At 66.0% G+C, this 16,998-nt stretch carries 18 protein-coding genes; 11 read left to right on the forward strand and 7 right to left on the reverse strand.

Annotated features, from left to right (window positions below; all coding sequences use genetic code 11):
• The first annotated feature begins 41 nt into the window (after positions 1-41).
• Complete coding sequence (locus AACG97_RS25040) at positions 42-638, forward strand: MarC family protein (RefSeq protein WP_009683262.1); 597 nt, start codon at positions 42-44, stop codon at positions 636-638.
• Here the strand turns inward: AACG97_RS25040 and AACG97_RS25045 are convergent.
• From AACG97_RS25045 to cobG, 7 genes are all read right to left on the reverse strand, one after another.
• The gene (locus tag AACG97_RS25045) at positions 635-1,258 is read right to left on the reverse strand and encodes a hypothetical protein (protein WP_125854968.1); all 624 of its coding nucleotides are present in this window, start codon (positions 1,256-1,258) and stop codon (positions 635-637) included. The genes AACG97_RS25040 and AACG97_RS25045 overlap by 4 nt on opposite strands.
• Positions 1,255-1,944: a hypothetical protein gene (locus AACG97_RS25050; RefSeq protein ID WP_009683264.1), complete on the reverse strand. Its 690-nt coding sequence runs from the start codon at positions 1,942-1,944 to the stop codon at positions 1,255-1,257. Before AACG97_RS25050 ends, AACG97_RS25045 begins: the two co-directional genes overlap by 4 nt.
• 61 nt (positions 1,945-2,005) lie before the next feature.
• The gene (locus AACG97_RS25055; RefSeq protein ID WP_054913303.1) at positions 2,006-2,683 is read right to left on the reverse strand and encodes a hypothetical protein; all 678 of its coding nucleotides are present in this window, start codon (positions 2,681-2,683) and stop codon (positions 2,006-2,008) included.
• A gap of 92 nt (positions 2,684-2,775) precedes the next feature.
• Positions 2,776-4,473, reverse strand: a complete 1,698-nt coding sequence (gene cobJ / locus AACG97_RS25060) for a precorrin-3B C(17)-methyltransferase (protein WP_125854967.1) — start codon at positions 4,471-4,473, stop codon at positions 2,776-2,778.
• The gene (locus AACG97_RS25065) at positions 4,461-5,195 is read right to left on the reverse strand and encodes a precorrin-2 C(20)-methyltransferase (RefSeq protein WP_033690487.1); all 735 of its coding nucleotides are present in this window, start codon (positions 5,193-5,195) and stop codon (positions 4,461-4,463) included. The genes cobJ and AACG97_RS25065 overlap by 13 nt, the downstream gene beginning before the upstream one ends.
• A complete protein-coding gene (locus AACG97_RS25070) occupies positions 5,192-5,818 on the reverse strand; it encodes a precorrin-8X methylmutase (protein ID WP_009683269.1) in 627 nt (208 codons plus the stop codon). Before AACG97_RS25070 ends, AACG97_RS25065 begins: the two co-directional genes overlap by 4 nt.
• On the reverse strand, positions 5,811-7,142 hold the full coding sequence (gene cobG / locus AACG97_RS25075) for a precorrin-3B synthase (RefSeq protein WP_033690488.1): 1,332 nt from the start codon (positions 7,140-7,142) through the stop codon (positions 5,811-5,813). Before cobG ends, AACG97_RS25070 begins: the two co-directional genes overlap by 8 nt.
• Before the next feature lie 143 nt (positions 7,143-7,285).
• Here cobG and AACG97_RS25080 point away from each other — a divergent pair, with 143 nt between their 5' ends.
• From AACG97_RS25080 to AACG97_RS25125, 10 genes are all read left to right on the forward strand, one after another.
• Positions 7,286-8,497 carry a bifunctional cobalt-precorrin-7 (C(5))-methyltransferase/cobalt-precorrin-6B (C(15))-methyltransferase gene (locus AACG97_RS25080; RefSeq protein WP_009683271.1) on the forward strand — a complete coding sequence of 404 codons (1,212 nt, stop codon included), beginning with the start codon at positions 7,286-7,288 and terminating at the stop codon, positions 8,495-8,497.
• Positions 8,490-9,584 carry a cobalt-precorrin-5B (C(1))-methyltransferase gene (locus AACG97_RS25085; protein WP_115294861.1) on the forward strand — a complete coding sequence of 365 codons (1,095 nt, stop codon included), beginning with the start codon at positions 8,490-8,492 and terminating at the stop codon, positions 9,582-9,584. Before AACG97_RS25080 ends, AACG97_RS25085 begins: the two co-directional genes overlap by 8 nt.
• Positions 9,581-10,303 (forward strand): cobalt-precorrin-6A reductase, encoded by a 723-nt coding sequence (locus tag AACG97_RS25090; protein WP_009683273.1) that lies wholly within the window; start codon positions 9,581-9,583, stop codon positions 10,301-10,303. Before AACG97_RS25085 ends, AACG97_RS25090 begins: the two co-directional genes overlap by 4 nt.
• Before the next feature lie 94 nt (positions 10,304-10,397).
• Positions 10,398-10,835, forward strand: a complete 438-nt coding sequence (locus AACG97_RS25095; RefSeq protein WP_009683274.1) for an NfeD family protein — start codon at positions 10,398-10,400, stop codon at positions 10,833-10,835.
• Between the two features lie 26 nt (positions 10,836-10,861).
• The gene (locus AACG97_RS25100; RefSeq protein WP_009683275.1) at positions 10,862-11,716 is read left to right on the forward strand and encodes an SPFH domain-containing protein; all 855 of its coding nucleotides are present in this window, start codon (positions 10,862-10,864) and stop codon (positions 11,714-11,716) included.
• Positions 11,717-11,809: 93 nt separating this feature from the next.
• A complete protein-coding gene (locus AACG97_RS25105) occupies positions 11,810-12,199 on the forward strand; it encodes a DUF2946 domain-containing protein (RefSeq protein ID WP_029885704.1) in 390 nt (129 codons plus the stop codon).
• A 46-nt stretch (positions 12,200-12,245) separates the two neighbouring features.
• Entirely contained in the window at positions 12,246-12,731 is a 486-nt protein-coding gene (locus AACG97_RS25110; RefSeq protein WP_029885705.1) for a copper chaperone PCu(A)C, read from the forward strand.
• A 22-nt stretch (positions 12,732-12,753) separates the two neighbouring features.
• A complete protein-coding gene (locus AACG97_RS25115; protein ID WP_009683278.1) occupies positions 12,754-13,185 on the forward strand; it encodes a DUF2946 domain-containing protein in 432 nt (143 codons plus the stop codon).
• A gap of 66 nt (positions 13,186-13,251) precedes the next feature.
• Entirely contained in the window at positions 13,252-15,282 is a 2,031-nt protein-coding gene (locus AACG97_RS25120; protein ID WP_173891230.1) for a TonB-dependent copper receptor, read from the forward strand.
• A 57-nt stretch (positions 15,283-15,339) separates the two neighbouring features.
• The gene (locus AACG97_RS25125; protein ID WP_009683280.1) at positions 15,340-16,707 is read left to right on the forward strand and encodes a PepSY-associated TM helix domain-containing protein; all 1,368 of its coding nucleotides are present in this window, start codon (positions 15,340-15,342) and stop codon (positions 16,705-16,707) included.
• Positions 16,708-16,998: the final 291 nt, after the last annotated feature.

Consider the following 16,998-nt stretch of genomic DNA (forward strand, 5'->3'; position numbering starts at 1 on the left):
CCCCAGCCCACGCCAACCGACTTTGCCAAGGACCCGCGCTCATGCTCCACGAGTTGTTCAGCGTCTACCTGAAAATGCTCGTGCTCTACAGCCCGTTCTTCGTGCTGTCGTGCTTCATCAGCCTGACCCGTGGCCACTCCAGCAAAGAACGCAAGCAACTGGCGTGGAAGGTAGCTTTTGCCGCGCTCATCGCCAGCGTGCTGCTGTACCTGTTCGGCCGGGCGATCTTCGGCATTTTCGGCATCACCGCTGACGCCTTCCGGATTGGCGCGGGCAGTGTGCTGTTCATTTCTGCGCTGGGCATGGCCCAAGGCAAGTCCGCGGTGCAGGCCGACAACGTGCAACAGGACGTCACCATCGTGCCGCTGACCATCCCGTTGACCGTCGGGCCCGGCACCATCGGCGCCCTGCTGGTAATGGGCGTCAGCCAACCGCACTGGGGCGACAAGTTGCTGGCAATCATCGGCATTGCCTTGGCCAGCTTCACCGTGGGTGTGGTGCTGTACCTGTCGCACCGCATCGAGCGCCTGCTCGGTGACCAGGGCTTGCAGATCGTCAGCCGGCTGATGGGCCTGTTCGTCTGCGCTCTGGCTGCACAGATCATCTTCACCGGCATCAAGGGCTACCTGGCACCTTAAAGGCCGTATTCGAGAATACGGTTCAACGAGGCTTGCACCACCCGCTCCTGCACTTTGCCCAAGAAGCTGTTGTCGAACGCCAGCACATTGAACCGCACCAGTTCCGCCCGCACCACCCGGTGGCTACGCTTGTGGCTGAGGAAGCCAGCCTTGAATGCCGCGTGGCTGTCGACCTCATGGTAAAGCACCATGTCGACCCGGCCAGCACCGGCGGGCGCACATGGCAGTAACTGGAAATGCTGGCGCTCGTATGCACACCGCTCCAGCTCACGCAGCACCGAGGGCTGCCTCAACAGTTTCCGGATGGAGAGCCCGGTTGCCGTTGCATAGCGCTCCCCCGCCTTGTCAGCGATGGTTTCCAGAACCTGATCGGTCTGTTTGGCACGGCGCGGGTCGGGGCTATGCGCCTGCTCGGGAGACACCGAGTCCCAGCCCATGAACTTGAGCTGGTTGCGGTAGTAGTCGAACCAGTTCTCGATCAAGCCCTCCCTGTAGGCTGTTTGCGTGGCCCGCTCGGCCATCGCCAGGGCCAGCTTCACCTTGCTCGCCTGGGCTGCGTCCATTCCTGGCAAGAACGACACGATACCGGCACCGATTACCGCAGGGGCAACGTTCGTCATGGTGTTGCCCCCACTACTGGCGCATAAGGGTCAAAGCGGTAGTCACCCCGGGCATTCCTGTCCTCCATCAGCGCCTGCAGTGCAGTGCGCTGGTGCTCGAAGCGCCCGTTATCCAGTGCCAGGGAAATACCATCGAACTCGGCTTCGCCCCTGAGTACCTGCTCGCTCAGCAGCACATTCAAGGGCACGGCAGAAATACGCTCGTCGACCTGCAGCGTGATGCTGCAAAGATCGAGGGTCGGCCCGGCCTTCAGCAGCCCCACCTCCACGACCAGTCTGGAGCGCTGGCCCTGCTCCTGGGCGCTGAACTTCAGCAAATGGCCAACACCCTGGGCAGAGCGGCGCAGGCCTGCCCTTACCGTGGTCAGCAGGGCTTCGGGGCTGATCGCGCGCATTTTCAACCAGGCTTCCAGCGGCTGGAGCTGGGTGCTGCGAACGGGTTGCCCCAGCTGTTTGAGGTCGTGGGTGCTGGCCAGCTTGATCCAGCCCAATTGGCGAAATGCCTCGCGGTTGGCCGCGTACCAGGCGTCATACTGCTCGAAACGCGACCCGGCGTGCTTGTTGGCCACCAGCTGGGCGTACAGTATCGAGTCGAAAGCGGCCTGGCGCAGTATTTCGCCCGCCCTCTGCGGGTAAACCAACGCCGTGCCACCGATCAGCATCAGTTGCTCGGATGCTTTATCCATGTGTGTTGCCTCATTTCAAGGAGAGTCGAAAAGGCGGCATCGGCGAAATGCCGCCAGGCAATCAGATGTCGTACTGCAGAACGTTCTCGACGCTGCGCACGCCCAGTTTGTTTTCCACGGTTTCGCGCACTTTGTCGTAGACGAAGTTGTTGAGGGTGAGCACCGCCGTACCGGCGTAGTAGCGGCTCTTGTTCAGCTTCCACTGGATGCCCAGCACGTCGTCGTCCAGCTGCGGGGCAGACGCCTGGATGCAGCTGATCACCATGACCACATCACCTTGTTCGGTCTCGATGCACGCAGCCAGGCCGACCATGCCCCGGGTCTTGTTCTTGCGCTTGTGGTCGAGCACTTTGGCGTCGCTCTCGACGGTGGCCATCTTGTCGAAGGCCTTTTTGGCCAGGCTGCCCAGTTGGGTGCCGCCCAACATTGCGTTGCCGGCAACGGCAATAGCACGTACAGCAATGGCGCCGACGGTGACCGACAGCTCAGCCGATGTTTCCTGCTCGAAGCTGCGCTTGGGGATGGTGAAGCCCAGGTCACGCATCACATCGATGAGCTTGTCATACCACTCCCTGCTCTGCTTTTCGGCATCGAAGGCTTTGTCCGCCACCAAGGTGGCAAAGTGGTATGCATTCTTGCAGTCATGGCGGCTTTGCACGGACATACCCGCGCCACAGGCAAGCAGGTTGCCTTCGACCAGGACGGCGGCGTCGCGGGTAGTGGCTTGTGTTTCAGACATCGGGAAACTCCTTGGTGGTTACCCCTGAATCAGGGGCAGCCACCTTAGCCAGCGTGCTCGCAAGACAGCGCGCTGAAGGGTTTCCGCGGCAGCTAGCTGGCCGAAGGGTACCAACGTGGCGTGTAGGCCCACACCCCACCCGTGAGGCGAGGAAACACGCAGGTTGTGGAGGAGCCCACCAGCACCATGGTGCGCATGTCGACCATTTCTGGCAGCAGCTCGGCCAATGTGACTACTTTGAGCGTCTGCCCCGGCCTACCGATATCACGCCCCAGGACTACAGGCGTGTTGCCAGCACGGTGCCGCCGAACCACCTCGAGCGCCACGCCGAGCTGATGCGGCCTCGAGCGGGAAATCGGGTTGTAGAATGCCAATACCAGGTCAGCCTGGGCGGCCAGGTCCAGGCGCTTCTCGATGATCGACCAGGGTTTGAGGTTGTCCGACAGCGACATCACGCAGAAGTCATGGCCCAGCGGTGCACCTGCCTGGGCAGCGGTCGCCAGCGAGGCGGATACCCCCGGCAGGATCTCCAGGTCGACCCGGTGCCACGCCGGGTCGGTCGACGCGTGCAGCGCTTCGAGCACTGCCGCCGCCATGGCGAACACCCCCGGGTCGCCCGACGACACCACCACGACCGAACGGCCTTGGGCCGCCAGCTCGAAGGCATGCCTGGCGCGTTGCATCTCTTCGCGGTTGTCGGTGCAGTGCAGCACCTGGTCGCTACGGAACGGCCCGGCCATGCGCACATAGGTTTCATAGCCAAGCACGTCCTGCGCCCGGGCCAACTCCGCCTTGACCGCTGGCACCATCAGTTCGGCAGCGCCCGGCCCCAGGCCGATAACGGCCAAACGGCCGCGGCGGCGGCCCAGCCGCTCCACCTCGACCGGGGCGGGAGCCACCGCGATGACCACGTCGCCCTGCCCGATCAGTTGGGCACCGGGCAATGCCGCCGCCAGCATGCTGGCAACATCGCCTGGCTGGGCCACGAAGCGCAGGGCAACCCCCAAAGCCTGCGCCGCTTCGTGCAGGGTGGTGTCGGCCATGGCGTGCTCGCCCGCCAACACACAGGCCACAGCTGGCTCGGCGATGCCGGCCTGCTGCAAGGCAGCACGGATAGTGTGCAGCGCGCCGCCTGCAACCCCCACCACCACCGAGCGCGGGTGGATCAGCAGCTCGTCGCGGCTGGCCGGGCGCGCCAGGTGCCCCACATGAATGGTGCGCCGGGCCACCTCGCTGGCGGGCAATTGCGCCTGCTGCAACCAGGGCGCATGCCCCTCGACCCGCACCGACTCGCCAGCCAGCAGGTCGGAAACAAAGCGCTTGCCTTGCTCGACATCAGCCAGGGCATAGCCTTGCGGCGGGTTCAGCAGGCAGGTGCCGAAACGCAGTTCGCCGCTGGTCGTGATGGCGGCGGCAACACCCAGCGACGCGCCGATTTCCCGTGCCATCACGTTCACCCCGCCCAGGCCACCGAGCAATGGCACCACCGCACTGCCATCTTCAGCCACGGCCAGCACCGGCGGTTCGCTGCCCTTCTCGCTGAGCAGGGGCGCCAGGCTGCGAATGACGATACCGGCTGCGCACAGCGCAATGATCGGGGTGGCTTGCTGGTACAGCGCCCGCAGGGTGTCGCCAAAGGCACTGTAGTAGCAGTCGGCGCCCTCCACGCGGCCCTGCAGGCCATGGATCAAAGCCTGTGGATAACACTGCTGGATCCGCTGTGCCGTCAACAGGCTGCCCGGCCCGAGAATGACGATGGCCGGTGCCGGGTTCATGGTCAGCCCTGCCATTTTTCCCCCGGCACGATGATCAGCGAAAAGTACGGCGACGACAGCGGGTCGACCTGGTCCAGCGGCACGATTTTCTGATTGGCCATGGTCGCCCGTTCCACGTACAGCGCGCGCCCGTCCAGGCCAAGCTCGGCCAGCACGTCGCGGACCTTGGGGAAGTTGCGGCCAAGCTTCATGATCACCGCCGCATCGGCGTCGGCCAGGCGGCGCTTCAGCTCATCGGCCGGCAACACCCCCGACAGCACGGACAAACTCTGGTTGCGGTACACCAAGGGCGCGCCCAGCACCGAAGCGCCCCCCAGCATGGAGCACACCCCAGGAATCACCTCGGCCTCATAACGCTGTGCCAGGCGGTCGTGCAGGTACATGTACGAGCCGTAGAAAAACGGGTCGCCTTCGCAGATCACCGCCACGTCACGGCCGGCATCCAGGTGCTCGGCCACTTGCACGCTGGCTTCGTCGTAGAAGTCGCTGATGACCTGTTCATAGGACAAAGGCGCCGGCAGGGCTTCGGTGGTCACCGGGTAGACCAGCGGCAGCAGGGTCTGGGCAGGCTGCAGGTGCGCCTCGATGATGCCGAAGGCATTGCCGCGCTTGCCCTTGGCCACGAAGTAGCCGACCACCGGGGCCTCGCGCAGCAGGCGCAGGGCCTTGACGGTGATCAGCTCGGGGTCGCCGGGGCCTACGCCCAGGCCCAGCAGTCGTCCACGCGGCGCCATCATTCCACCTCCGTGGCCAGGGCGTTGACCGCGGCAGCGGCCATTGCGCTGCCGCCCAGGCGGCCTTGCATGATCACGAACGGCACGCCGCGGCTGTCGGCAGCGAGCATCGCCTTGGACTCGGCAGCACCGACGAAGCCGACCGGGAAGCCGAGGATCAGCGCCGGCTTGGGCGCACCGGCGTCGAGCATTTCCAGCAGGTAGAACAGGGCGGTGGGGGCGTTGCCGATGACCACCACGCTGCCCTCCAGGTGCGGGCGCCACAACTCCAGGGCCACGGCCGAGCGGGTGTTGCCGGCCTCTTTGGCCAGGCCAGGCACGCTGGGGTCACGCAGGGTGCAGATGACCTGGTTGTCGGCTGGCAGGCGGGCCCTGGTGATGCCCTCGGCGACCATGTGCGCATCGCACAGGATCGGTGCGCCGTTGCGCAGCGCTTCGCGCCCGGCATGGCCAGCGCCTGCAGAGAACTGCAGGCCATCGATGGCCTCGACCATGCCACAGGCGTGGATCACCCGCACGGCGAGCTTTTCGAGGTCTGCGGGGATCCGCTCGAGCCGGGCTTCCTCGCGGATGATCCGGAAGGAATTGCGATAGATCTCCTGACCATCGCGGATGTAGTCAATCATCAAGGTGCTCCGTCGGCAGGTCGAGCATGGCGCCTGCTTCATTCAAGGTAAGGTCGGTGCCGCGCAGGGCGCCAAAGCCTGGCTGGCACGCGTCACGCAGGTACAGGTCATAACGGCCCGGTGAACGGGCCAACAGGGTGGCCGGGGCAACGTGGGCCACGGCGCAGGAACGGGGGCAGCCAGACAAGTGCACGCTGCCCGGGGCGCCAGGGCCGAGCAGCGCGGCCAGGGCCACGGCATCGCCCTTGGTCTCGCCCAGGGCCTTGGCGCAGCCGCTGCTGCCGGTGCAGGCGCTGATACGTGCCAGCGGCTCATCCACGTGGCAAAGCAGGCCCAGGGCAGACAACCCAGCCTGGGCCTGCTCGATGTGCTGCGCCGGCAGGTTGGTCAGCACCAGGCTTTGCCATGGGCTCAGGCGCAGGCTGCCGTCGCCCAGCTCACGGCAGACCTGGGCGACGCCGCGCAGCATGGCCGGGGTCAGGCGGCCCTGCGCCGGGGCAACGCCAAGGGCCAGGCCGCGGGCCTGGGGCAGCTTGCCCAACCACACGGGAGCAGGCTGGTGCCGGCGCCAGCCGAGCACGGCAGCGTCGCGGCGGATATCCAGAGGCAGGCCTTCGACAAACTCGCCGGCCGGGTAGGCTTCCAGCAGCTGGCGCATGCGCGAATGCGCGGGGCTGGCCAGGTCGAGGAAACGGTCGAGCACGGCACGCACCAAGGCCAGGCCATCGGCCAGCGGCACCGCACCCAGCACTTGGCCATCTGCCGGGCAACCCGCCAGGCCGAACGCCAGCCAGGTTTGCTGGCCCAGGCGCAAGGCCGACAACCACAGGTCGTGAGGGTGTTCGAGCATGGCCAGGGCTTCGCCGGCATCGAGTTGCACGGCGAACTTGGCTGACAACTGGTGGAAGCGCGGGGTGCTTTCGAGCAGGTCTAGAATCTGCCCGGCCAGGGGCCGTGCATCCAGCAGCATGGCCGGATCATGCCCGGCCAGCGGGCTGAGCATCAGGTTACGTACATCGTCGCCGGCCGCATCGCGCGGGCCCAGGCCTGCCGCGAGCAAGGTCTCGACCAGGGCGTGGTGTGCATTGCCGATGCCGCGGATCTGCAGGTTGCCGCGGTTGGTGGCCTCGATCACGCCGCCGGCGAAACGCTCGGCAGCGGCGGCTACTGCATCGGCCTGGTCGGCCAGCAGCAGGCCGCCCGGTAGTTTGATCCGGCAGATACCGCCATCGCGGGCACTGACGATGCGCCACAACCCCGGGCAAGCCGAGGGACGTGGGGTAACAGCGGGGGCATCGGCCTGGGTCAATGGAGTATCCGGCAATCTGTGAAAGTGCGCTTGAGTGTAGAAGGCGCGGTATTATGCCTGCTTTGGCCGGCGGCATGAAAAGCCGGTGGTCGAGCATCATTCGGGTTTGAGCAGAAATTCTGGGGCGCTGTGCGCCCCAGAATCTTTAAGAGGTATGAATGACACCCTGGCTGACAGTAGTAGGCATCGGCGAAGACGGCTTCCCTGGCTTGGGCAAACAAGCCCGGCGCGCCCTGCTGGGCGCCACGAAGATTGTCGGCAGCCCCCGCCAGCTGGCCCTGCTGCCGCACTGCACGCGCGCTGAACAACTGCCCTGGCCCAGCCCATTCTCGCTGAACCCGGTACTGGCCCTGCGTGGCGAGCCGGTGTGCGTGCTGGCCAGCGGCGACCCCATGTTCTACGGCGTCGGGGCCAGCCTGGCGCGCCTGGTGCCCGCGGCCGAAATGCGCGTGCTGTCGATGCCCTCCTCCTGCGCCCTGGCAGCGGCCCGCCTGGGCTGGCCAGTGCAGGACCTGCACGTGGTGTCACTGGTGGCGCGGCCGCTGGCTGCCCTCAACGCCCACCTGTACAGCGGCCTGCGCCTGCTGGTGCTGAGCAACGATGGCGACAGCCCGGCGGCCATTGCTGCACTGCTCTGCGAACGTGGCTTCGGGCCCAGCCGCGTGCAGGTGTTCGAGCACCTCGGTGGCGAAGCCGAACGCACGCTGGTCGGCACTGCCCAGGACTGGCCGCACACCGATATCGCTGCGCTCAACCTGGTGGCCATCGACTGCCAGGCCACGCCCCACGCCCCCCGTCACCATCGCCTGGCCGGGCTGCCCGACAGCGCCTTTCGCCACGACGGCCAGCTGACCAAGCGCGATGTCCGCGCCATGACCCTGGCGCGCCTGGCGCCGCAGCCAGGCGAACTGCTGTGGGACGTGGGTGCTGGCTGCGGCTCGATCGGTATCGAATGGATGCGCGCCCACCCGGCCTGCCGCGCCCTGGCCATCGAGGCCGACGAAGGCCGCCAGGGCTTCATCGAACATAACCGCGATGCGCTGGGTGTTCCCGGCCTGCAGCTGGTTCGCGGCAAGGCGCCGGCAGCGTTGCATGGGCTGGAGCCGCCCGATGCCATTTTCATCGGCGGCGGCGTCACCCGCGAAGGGGTGCTCGACCTGTGCTGGGCCAGCCTGCGCCCTGGCGGGCGCCTGGTGGCCAATGCGGTGACCCTGCAAAGCGAACTGGCCTTGGCGCATTTTCGCCAACAGCACGGCGGCGAACTGACCCGCGTGCATGTCGCCCATGCCCAGCCACTGGGCGCGTTCGACACCTGGCGCCAGGCGCTGCCGATCACCCTGCTGGAAGTGCAGAAACCCGTCGATGCGTGAAGAAACCCGCGAACAGCCCGCCCCACTGCGCAGCGGCCTGACCACCGGCAGTTGCGCCACCGCCACCAGCCTGGCGGCAGCCAAGCTGTTGCTCACCGGGCAGCGTGACGACGCCGTGGCTATCACCCTGCCCAAAGGCAAGGTGGTGCAGATGCGCCTGGAATTCTGTCGCCTGGTGGGCGAATGCGCCGAAGCCGGGACGGTCAAGGATGCCGGCGATGATCCCGACGTGACTCATGGTGCGCTGCTGTACACCCGGGTGCGCCTGCTGGGCGACCCGGGCGTGCGTTTTGTCGCTGGCAGCGGCGTCGGCACCGTGACCCGCCCGGGGCTGGTGCTGGCGGTCGGTGAACCTGCCATCAACCCGGTGCCCCGGCGCATGATCAGCGAGCACCTGCAGCGCCTGGCCGATGAGTGTGGCCACCCTGGCGGCTTCGAGGTCACGGTCAACGTGCAGGGCGGTGAACAGCTGGCGCTAAAGACCATGAATCCGCGCCTGGGCATCCTCGGCGGCCTATCGATCCTCGGCACCAGCGGTATCGTGCGGCCATTCTCCTGCGCCGCCTATATAGCGTCGATCCACCAGGGCATCGACGTGGCTCACACCAACGGCTACACCCACATCGCCGCCTGCACCGGCAACGCCAGTGAAGACACCATGCGCCGTGTCTACGGCCTGCCGGAAATCGCCCTGATCGAAATGGGCGACTTCGTCGGCGCGGTGCTCAAGCACCTGCGCAAGGTGCCGGTGCCGCGCCTGACCTTGTGCGGCGGCTTTGGCAAGATCAGCAAGCTGGCTGCCGGGCACATGGACCTGCACAGCCGCCATTCCAGCATCGACCTGCCGCAGCTGGCCGGCTGGGCAGCGGCGATCGGTGCTGACACAGCCCTGCAAGCCGCGATCATCGACGCCAATACCAGCCAGCAGGCTCTCGCACTGGCGCATGCGGCCGGTATCGCGCTGGGTGATGCGGTGTGCGCCCATGCCCTGGCGTTTGCCCGCAGCGTGGTGCCGGCGGCAGTGCAGGTGGAAGTGTTCGCCATCGACCGCCAGGGCGGCATTGTCGGCAAGGCTGGCGTGGCATGACCGCCCGTATCCTGCTGCTGGGTGGCATCACCGAGGCCCTGGCCATCGCCCGCCGCCTCGGCCCGCAGCATGTCTACAGCCTGGCCGGTATCGGCCGTGTGCCCCAGGACCTGCAATGCCAGGTGCGGGTCGGTGGCTTCGGTGGCGCCGAAGGCCTGGCGCGCTACCTGCGCGAGTCGGGCATTACCCTGCTGATCGACGCCACCCACCCCTATGCAGCACAGATCAGCGGCAATGCCGCCCAGGCCGCACGCAGCGCCGGCATCCCCTGTTGGGCCCTGCGCCGCCCGGCCTGGCAGGCGCAAAAGGGGGATGACTGGCGCGAAGTGGCAGACTGGGCGCACTTGATCGCAGCACTGCAGCCGTTTCGCCGGCCGCTGTTCACGCTGGGCCGTGAGCCGCTGCAGCACCTGGACGAAATTCCGCCACAGCAGTTCTGGACCTTGCGGGCATTGGAGGCCTGCCCCGGCAATGAGCGCTGCGAGGTGATCGGTGCGCGCGGGCCGTTTGTTCTCGAGGATGAACGGGCATTGTTCCAGCGGCGCAGCATCGACGTGTTGATCAGCAAGAACAGCGGCAGCGTGGCGACCGAACCCAAACTGGAAGTGGCGCGTGAGCTGGGGGTGCCGGTGCTGGTCCTGAAACGCCCGGCGTTGCCAGCGGTGGGTCGTGCATTCGACACGCCGTTGGCGCTGCTGGCCGCGCTGGGCCTGCACTGACAGCTTTTTCAGATTTTTCCGTACGCCCTGCAAGTGGCCCAGTAGCGCCCCGCTGCCTTACACTCAGCACCTCCCCCTGGAAGGCGCAACCCATATGGAAATGCAATGGTGGATCTGGCTGCTGTTCGGCATCGGGCTGATCCTGCTGGAACTGGTCCTGCCGACATTCTTCATCCTCTGGTTCGGCATCGGTGCCGTGCTGGTCGCGCTGGTTGCCCTGGCCGCGCCCACCCTGGCCCTGGACATGCAGGTACTGCTGTGGGTAGTGCTGTCATCGGCCACCACCGCGCTGTGGTTCAAGCTGTTCCGGCGCAAGCAGCCGGATGTGCGCTGGACCGCCGACAGCGTGATCGGCGAAGTGGGCCTGCTGACCGCCGCGGTGTCGGAGTTCCACAAGGGCCGCGTGCGCTTCCAGAAGCCGATCCTCGGCAATGAAGAATGGACCTGCATCGCCGACAGCGAAATCGCCGCCGGCGAGCGGGTGCGCCTGACCGCCATCGAGGGCAATACCGCCCGCGTCATCCGGGCCTGAAACCGCACAAAAAGGAATTTTGCATCATGACCAGCCTCATCGTCGTTGGCGCCATCGCGCTGTTCGTTCTGATCACCGTGTTCAAGGGGGTTCGCATCGTGCCCCAGGGCGAGGAATGGATCGTCGAGCGCCTGGGCCGCTACCACAGCACCCTCAAGCCCGGCCTGAACATCGTCATCCCGTACATGGACGTGGTCGCCTACCGCCTGCCCACCAAGGACATCATCCTCGATGTGCAGGAGCAGGAAATCATCACCAAGGACAACGCGGTGATCGTCGCCAATGCCCTGTGCTTCGCCAAGGTGGTCGACCCGCAGAAAGCCTCGTATGGCGTACAGAACTTCTCCTTCGCCGTCACCAGCCTGACCATGACCTCGCTGCGCGCGATCGTCGGTGCCATGGACCTGGACGAAGCGCTGTCCAGCCGCGAGCAGATCAAGGCACGCCTGCGCGAGGCGATGTCCGAGCAGACCGAAGACTGGGGCGTGACCGTGCGTTCGGTGGAAATCCAGGACATCAAGCCCTCGGAAAACATGCAACTGGCCATGGAGCGCCAGGCTGCCGCCGAACGGGAGCGCAAGGCCGACGTGACCCGTGCCGAAGGCGCCAAGCAGGCGGCCATCCTGGAAGCCGAAGCGCGCCTGCAAGCCGCCAGGCTGGATGCCGAGGCGCAAATCAGCCTGGCCGAGGCTTCGGCCCGGGCTATTTCGTTGGTCAAGGAAGCCGTGGGCAACGAAACCGTGCCGGCCATGTACCTGCTGGGTGAGCGCTATGTCGGGGCGATGGAAAACCTGGCCGGTAGCAACAATGCCAAGGTGGTGGTGTTGCCGGCGGACCTGCAGGAAACCGTGCGTGGGCTAATGGGGCGTGGCAAGGCTTGATAGCACCACGCGCTGCGTCACTTCACCGCACCCCGCGTATTTACCTATACTCCGCCTTACAATACCCACCACGATTCCTGACCGGATCTCTCTATGCCCCCACGTCGGCACATCGCCTGGATAGCCTGCCTTGCAGTGCTGTTCAACCTGCTGGCCATGCCGCTGTCCTCTGCCGCGCCCAAGGGCCCGGCCGAGCAGCTGCTGTGGGGGGCCTTCTGTTCCAGCATGGCCAACAAGGCCAAGGTCGATGTCCAGGCACTGGCCAAGATCGACCTGGGCCCGCAAAGCGACGACAGCGCCGCCTTGATGAACTGCTGGTGCTGCTCTGGCGCCGCGCCGCTGTTGGCCCTGCCCGCATACCCGCCGCAATTGCACAACCCGCCGACACTGTTCGCCGGGCTGCTGCTGCCACCGGCTGACTATCAACCCACGCCGCGCCAGCTCTGGCCTGCGTTAAACCCCCGTGCCTCTCCGCTGGCCTGAGTTCCGTCGTTGACTGCCTGAACCTGAAACAGAACGGAGATTCACCATGCTCAAGCACGCCCTCGTCCTGGCCGCCCTGATGCTGCCTGGCGCTTTCGCCAATGCCCACGAATACAGCGTGGGTGACCTGCACATTGCCCACCCCTGGTCGCTGCAGTTGCCACCCAATGCGCCCAACGTGGCGGCGTATTTCGTGGTGCACAACAACGGCCAGGCCGACGACCGCCTGCTCAGCGTCAACAGCCCGATCAGCGATGATGCGCAACTGCACGAACATGCCATGAGCGCCAACGGCGCCATGAAAATGCAACAGGTACCCAGCGTGGTGGTGCCCGCCGGCAAGGACCTGACCTTCGCCCCCAGTGCCTACCACGTGATGCTGATGCAGCCCAAGGATCGCAGCCTGCTGGTCGATGGCAAGCGCTTCCCGTTGACCTTGCACTTCGAGAAGGCCGGCGATGTCACCGTCGAAGTGGCCGTGCAGAAGCAAGCGCCAGCGAACCAGCCGCAAGCGCACGAACACGCACACTGACCGCAGCTGACAGGCGCTGGCCATGAGCCTGCCCTACCCCCGCATGCGCCGTACCACCCGCCCTGACCGCAGGCGCGCCGGTGGCGGATGGCTGAGCCTGTTCGCCATGTGGATGATCTTCATCGGCCCGCTGATTTCCCAGGCGATGCCGATGAACCATCACGCCGGCATGGCCATGCCGATGGACATGCCCATGCCGGCTGCCCATCAGCACGCTGGCGACAGCCATCACGGCCACGGCAGCGACGGCCAGCTGCATGTGATGTGGGAAAAGTGCGGCTACTGCAGCCTGTTGTTCAACTGCCCGGCCCTGCCCCAGGCCCTTAGCCCACTCAGCGCCGGCAGCGTCGTCCCCACCAGCCACCTGATTGCACCCACGCACCAGGGCCATGCCCGGCAGGCTGTATTCCCCGGTGCGCGCAGCCGTGCACCGCCTTCCTCGATCAGCACCTGAACCGACGTTTTGTGCACGAAGCCCGCGGGCTTCGCGCTACCTCATGACTGATCGACTGGAATCATTATGTCTGGCTGCACCCCTGTTTTTGCCTTGTCCCTGCGTGGGACCATCGCCGCACTGTGCGGCTCGCTGCTTGCGCCGGTAGCCCTGGCCGCCGAGCTGAGCCCGACGGTCGTCACCGCCGTGGCACCGAGTTCGCCGTTGACCGTGGTCACCAACCCGAAAGACCCACGCCAGCCGGTGCCGGCCAGCGATGGCGCCGACTACCTGAAAACCATTCCCGGTTTCTCGGCGATCCGCGCCGGCGGTACCAACGGCGACCCGGTCCTGCGCGGCATGTTCGGCTCGCGCCTGAACATCCTCACCAATGGCGGGCTGATGCTCGGCGCCTGCCCCAACCGCATGGACGCGCCGACCTCCTACATTTCCCCCGAAACCTATGACCGGCTGACCGTTATCAAGGGCCCGCAGAGCGTGATCTGGGGGCCAGGCGGTTCGGCGGGCACGATACTGTTCGAACGCGAACCCGAGCAGTTCGGCAGCCTCGGCAGCCGGGTCAATGCCAGCCTGCTGGCCGGCTCCAACGGCCGTTTCGACAAAGTGCTGGATGCCGCTGCCGGGAACAGCCAGGCCTATGCACGGTTCGTCGGCAACCAGTCGCGCTCGGACGACTATCACGACGGTAACAACGACACCGTGCCGTCACGCTGGGACAAGTGGAACGGCGATGTCGCCCTGGGCTGGACGCCCGACCAGGACACCCTGCTGGAGCTGACCGCCGGCAAGGGCGATGGCGAAGCCCGCTACGCCGGGCGTGGCATGGACGGCTCGCAGTTCAAGCGCGAAAGCCTGGGCCTGCGCTTTGAAAAGTCCAACCTCGGCGAGGTGCTGGACACGCTTGAAGCGCAGGTCTACTACAACTACGCCGACCACGTGATGGACAACTACAGCCTGCGCACGCCCTCGGGCAGCGGCATGATGGGCATGCCCATGGTCAGCAACGTGGACCGCCGCACCCTGGGCGCACGCATCAAGGCCACCTGGCGCTGGGCCGATGTGCAACTGATCAGCGGCCTCGACGCGCAAACCAACGAGCACCGCCAGCGTGGCGGCATGGGCGTGGACGCGCACAAAGGCCAGGCCTGGACCAAGGACGCCGACTTCCACAACTACGGTGCCTTCAGCGAACTGACCTGGTACGCCACGGGTGAGGACCGCCTGGTCAGCGGTGCCCGCCTGGACCGCGCCTCGGCCCGCGACTTCCGCCAAGGCAGCGCCACCCAGGGCGACACCCGCGCGGCCACCCTGCCCAGCGGCTTCGTGCGCTACGAACATGACCTGGCAGGCCTGCCGGCCACCACTTACATTGGCCTGGGCCATGCCCAGCGCTTCCCCGACTACTGGGAGCTGTTTTCGCCCAAGCTGGCACCACCCGGTGCGGCCAACGCTTTCGACGGCATCAAGCCCGAGAAGACCACCCAGCTGGACTTCGGCATCCAGTACCGTAGCGAACGCCTGGAAGCCTGGGCCTCGGGTTATGTCGGGCAGATCCGTGACTACATCCTGTTCGACTACCGCCCCGGCATGATGGGCATGAGCACCTCGCAGGCCCAGAATGTCGATGCGCGTATCATGGGTGGCGAACTGGGCGCGGCCTACCAGCTGACCGAGCACTGGAAGGCCGATGCCAGCCTGGCGTACGCGTGGGGCAAGAACAGCAGTGACGGCAAGGCGCTGCCACAGATGCCCCCGCTGGAAAGCCGCCTGGGCCTGACCTACAGCCGTGATGTGTGGAGCGTCGGTGCGCTGTGGCGGCTGGTGGCGGCGCAGAACCGCATCGCCGAGAACCAGGGCAACGTGGTCGGCAAGGACTACGAAAAAAGCGCCGGCTTCGGCGTGTTCTCGCTCAACGGCGCCTACAAGGTCAACACCAACCTCAAGCTCAGCGCCGGGGTCGACAACCTGTTCGGCAAGGCATACGCCGAGCACCTGAACCTGGCCGGCAACGCCGGGTTCGGCTACCCGGCAAGCGACCCACAGCCGGTCAACGAGCCAGGCAGGACCTTCTGGACCAAGGTCGATTTCAGCTTCTGACACTAACCACGGGCGCAGCTTCGGTTGCGCCCATCTGCGGGTCAAAAGGAGGTTCCCATGAGAGGAACACGCATCAGTTTCTATAACCTGGCCTGGCGTTGGCACTTTTATGCGGGGCTGTTCGTGGCCCCCTTCATGATCCTGCTGGCCATCACCGGGATCATCTACCTGTTCAAGCCGCAACTCGACCCAGTGCTGTACCGCGACCTGATGGTGGTCGAAGCCGGCCATCATCGCCAGGCCGCCGATACGTTGCTGGCCGAGGTGCACCAGGCCTACCCCAAGGGCCACGTGGGCCAATACCTGCCGCCGTTGAATGCCGAGCGCAGCGCGCAGTTCGTGGTGCATGACGGCGGGCGGGAATTGAACGTCTTCGTTGACCCTTACAGCGGCAAGGTCCTCGGCGAACAGGACGGCAAGCTGAACCTGCAGGCCATCGCCCGTGCCCTGCATGGCGAACTGATGGTCGGCACCGTCGGTGACCGCCTGGTGGAACTGGCTGCCGGCTGGGGCATCGTGCTGGTGGTCTCGGGCCTGTACCTGTGGTGGCCACGCGGGCGCACCGGCGCCGGGGTAGTGTGGCCCCGGCTGTCGGCACGTGGCCGCCTGCTGTGGCGCGACCTGCATGCGGTAACCGGGTTCTGGGGTTCGGCCTTGCTGCTGTTGATGCTGCTCAGCGGCATGACCTGGACCGGCCTGTGGGGCAAGCAGTACGCCGAGCTGTGGAACCGCTTCCCGGCGGCCATGTGGACCAACGTGCCCAAGTCGGACCAGCAGGCGGGCGAACTGAACGACGCGCACCGCCAGACCGTACCGTGGGCCATGGAAAATACGCCCATGCCGCAGTCTGGCGCGCATGCCGAACACGCCGGGCACCACATGATGTCGGCCAAACCGGCAGCGCCGCAGGTAAGCCTGCAGCAGGTCGAAGACATCGCCACCGCGCGGCAGGTCGAGCCGGGCTACAGCATTACCCTGCCCACCACCGCCGATGGGGTGTTCACCGTCGCCGTGTTCGCCGATGACCCGCGCAATGACGCCACCCTGCATGTCGACCAGTACACCGGCAAGGTGTTGGCCGACGTGCGCTGGCAGGACTACAGCCCGGTCGCCCGCGCCACCGAACTGGGGGTGATGCTGCATGAAGGCAGGATGTTTGGCGTGGTCAACCAGGTCATCATCCTGCTGGTGTGCCTGATGATCCTGCTGAGCTCGGTGAGCGGGCTGGTGATGTGGTGGAAACGCCGGCCCGAGGGCGGCCTGGGCGTACCGCCGCTGCGCCATGACCTGCCGCGCTGGAAGGCGGCGGTGGCGGTGATGCTGGTGCTGGGGGTGATGTTCCCGCTGGTGGGGGTGTCGATGGTGGTGATGTGGGCGGTGGACAGCCTGGTGGTGAGGCGCCGCCGGGTGTTGGCCAGCGCCTAATTGTGCATGAGCGGTGAATGACAAGCTGAATGCCGTAGGTGCCTAGAGCACGAGTAGGAGCAGAAGCTGCCATTCACCGCTCCACTTGTGGGAGCGGGCGTGCCCGCGAACACCGGCGCAGCCGGTGCCAGACACCGCGTCGCCTGCTTCGCGGGCTTGCCCGCTCCCACAATGAATCGCGCAGGCTTTTCAAATTTTGGGAAAGACCGTTGCTCCTACAACGAACTGCGTTGGCTTTGTAGAGAGGGCGGCACAGGCATCACACTGCTACCCAAATGCAGAGTCGATCTG

Source organism: Pseudomonas sp. Nvir (assembly GCF_963778085.1).
GTDB lineage: Bacteria > Pseudomonadota > Gammaproteobacteria > Pseudomonadales > Pseudomonadaceae > Aquipseudomonas > Aquipseudomonas juntendi.

Coding starts and splice junctions, on each gene's coding strand:
- AACG97_RS25040 (WP_009683262.1), top strand. CDS start 42: ATGCTCCACGAGTTGTTCAGCGTCTACCTGAAAATGCTCGTGCTCTAC.
- AACG97_RS25045 (WP_125854968.1), bottom strand. CDS start 1,258: ATGACGAACGTTGCCCCTGCGGTAATCGGTGCCGGTATCGTGTCGTTC.
- AACG97_RS25050 (WP_009683264.1), bottom strand. CDS start 1,944: ATGGATAAAGCATCCGAGCAACTGATGCTGATCGGTGGCACGGCGTTG.
- AACG97_RS25055 (WP_054913303.1), bottom strand. CDS start 2,683: ATGTCTGAAACACAAGCCACTACCCGCGACGCCGCCGTCCTGGTCGAA.
- cobJ (WP_125854967.1), bottom strand. CDS start 4,473: ATGGCAGGGCTGACCATGAACCCGGCACCGGCCATCGTCATTCTCGGG.
- AACG97_RS25065 (WP_033690487.1), bottom strand. CDS start 5,195: ATGATGGCGCCGCGTGGACGACTGCTGGGCCTGGGCGTAGGCCCCGGC.
- AACG97_RS25070 (WP_009683269.1), bottom strand. CDS start 5,818: ATGATTGACTACATCCGCGATGGTCAGGAGATCTATCGCAATTCCTTC.
- AACG97_RS25080 (WP_009683271.1), top strand. CDS start 7,286: ATGACACCCTGGCTGACAGTAGTAGGCATCGGCGAAGACGGCTTCCCT.
- AACG97_RS25085 (WP_115294861.1), top strand. CDS start 8,490: ATGCGTGAAGAAACCCGCGAACAGCCCGCCCCACTGCGCAGCGGCCTG.
- AACG97_RS25090 (WP_009683273.1), top strand. CDS start 9,581: ATGACCGCCCGTATCCTGCTGCTGGGTGGCATCACCGAGGCCCTGGCC.
- AACG97_RS25095 (WP_009683274.1), top strand. CDS start 10,398: ATGGAAATGCAATGGTGGATCTGGCTGCTGTTCGGCATCGGGCTGATC.
- AACG97_RS25100 (WP_009683275.1), top strand. CDS start 10,862: ATGACCAGCCTCATCGTCGTTGGCGCCATCGCGCTGTTCGTTCTGATC.
- AACG97_RS25105 (WP_029885704.1), top strand. CDS start 11,810: ATGCCCCCACGTCGGCACATCGCCTGGATAGCCTGCCTTGCAGTGCTG.
- AACG97_RS25110 (WP_029885705.1), top strand. CDS start 12,246: ATGCTCAAGCACGCCCTCGTCCTGGCCGCCCTGATGCTGCCTGGCGCT.
- AACG97_RS25115 (WP_009683278.1), top strand. CDS start 12,754: ATGAGCCTGCCCTACCCCCGCATGCGCCGTACCACCCGCCCTGACCGC.
- AACG97_RS25120 (WP_173891230.1), top strand. CDS start 13,252: ATGTCTGGCTGCACCCCTGTTTTTGCCTTGTCCCTGCGTGGGACCATC.
- AACG97_RS25125 (WP_009683280.1), top strand. CDS start 15,340: ATGAGAGGAACACGCATCAGTTTCTATAACCTGGCCTGGCGTTGGCAC.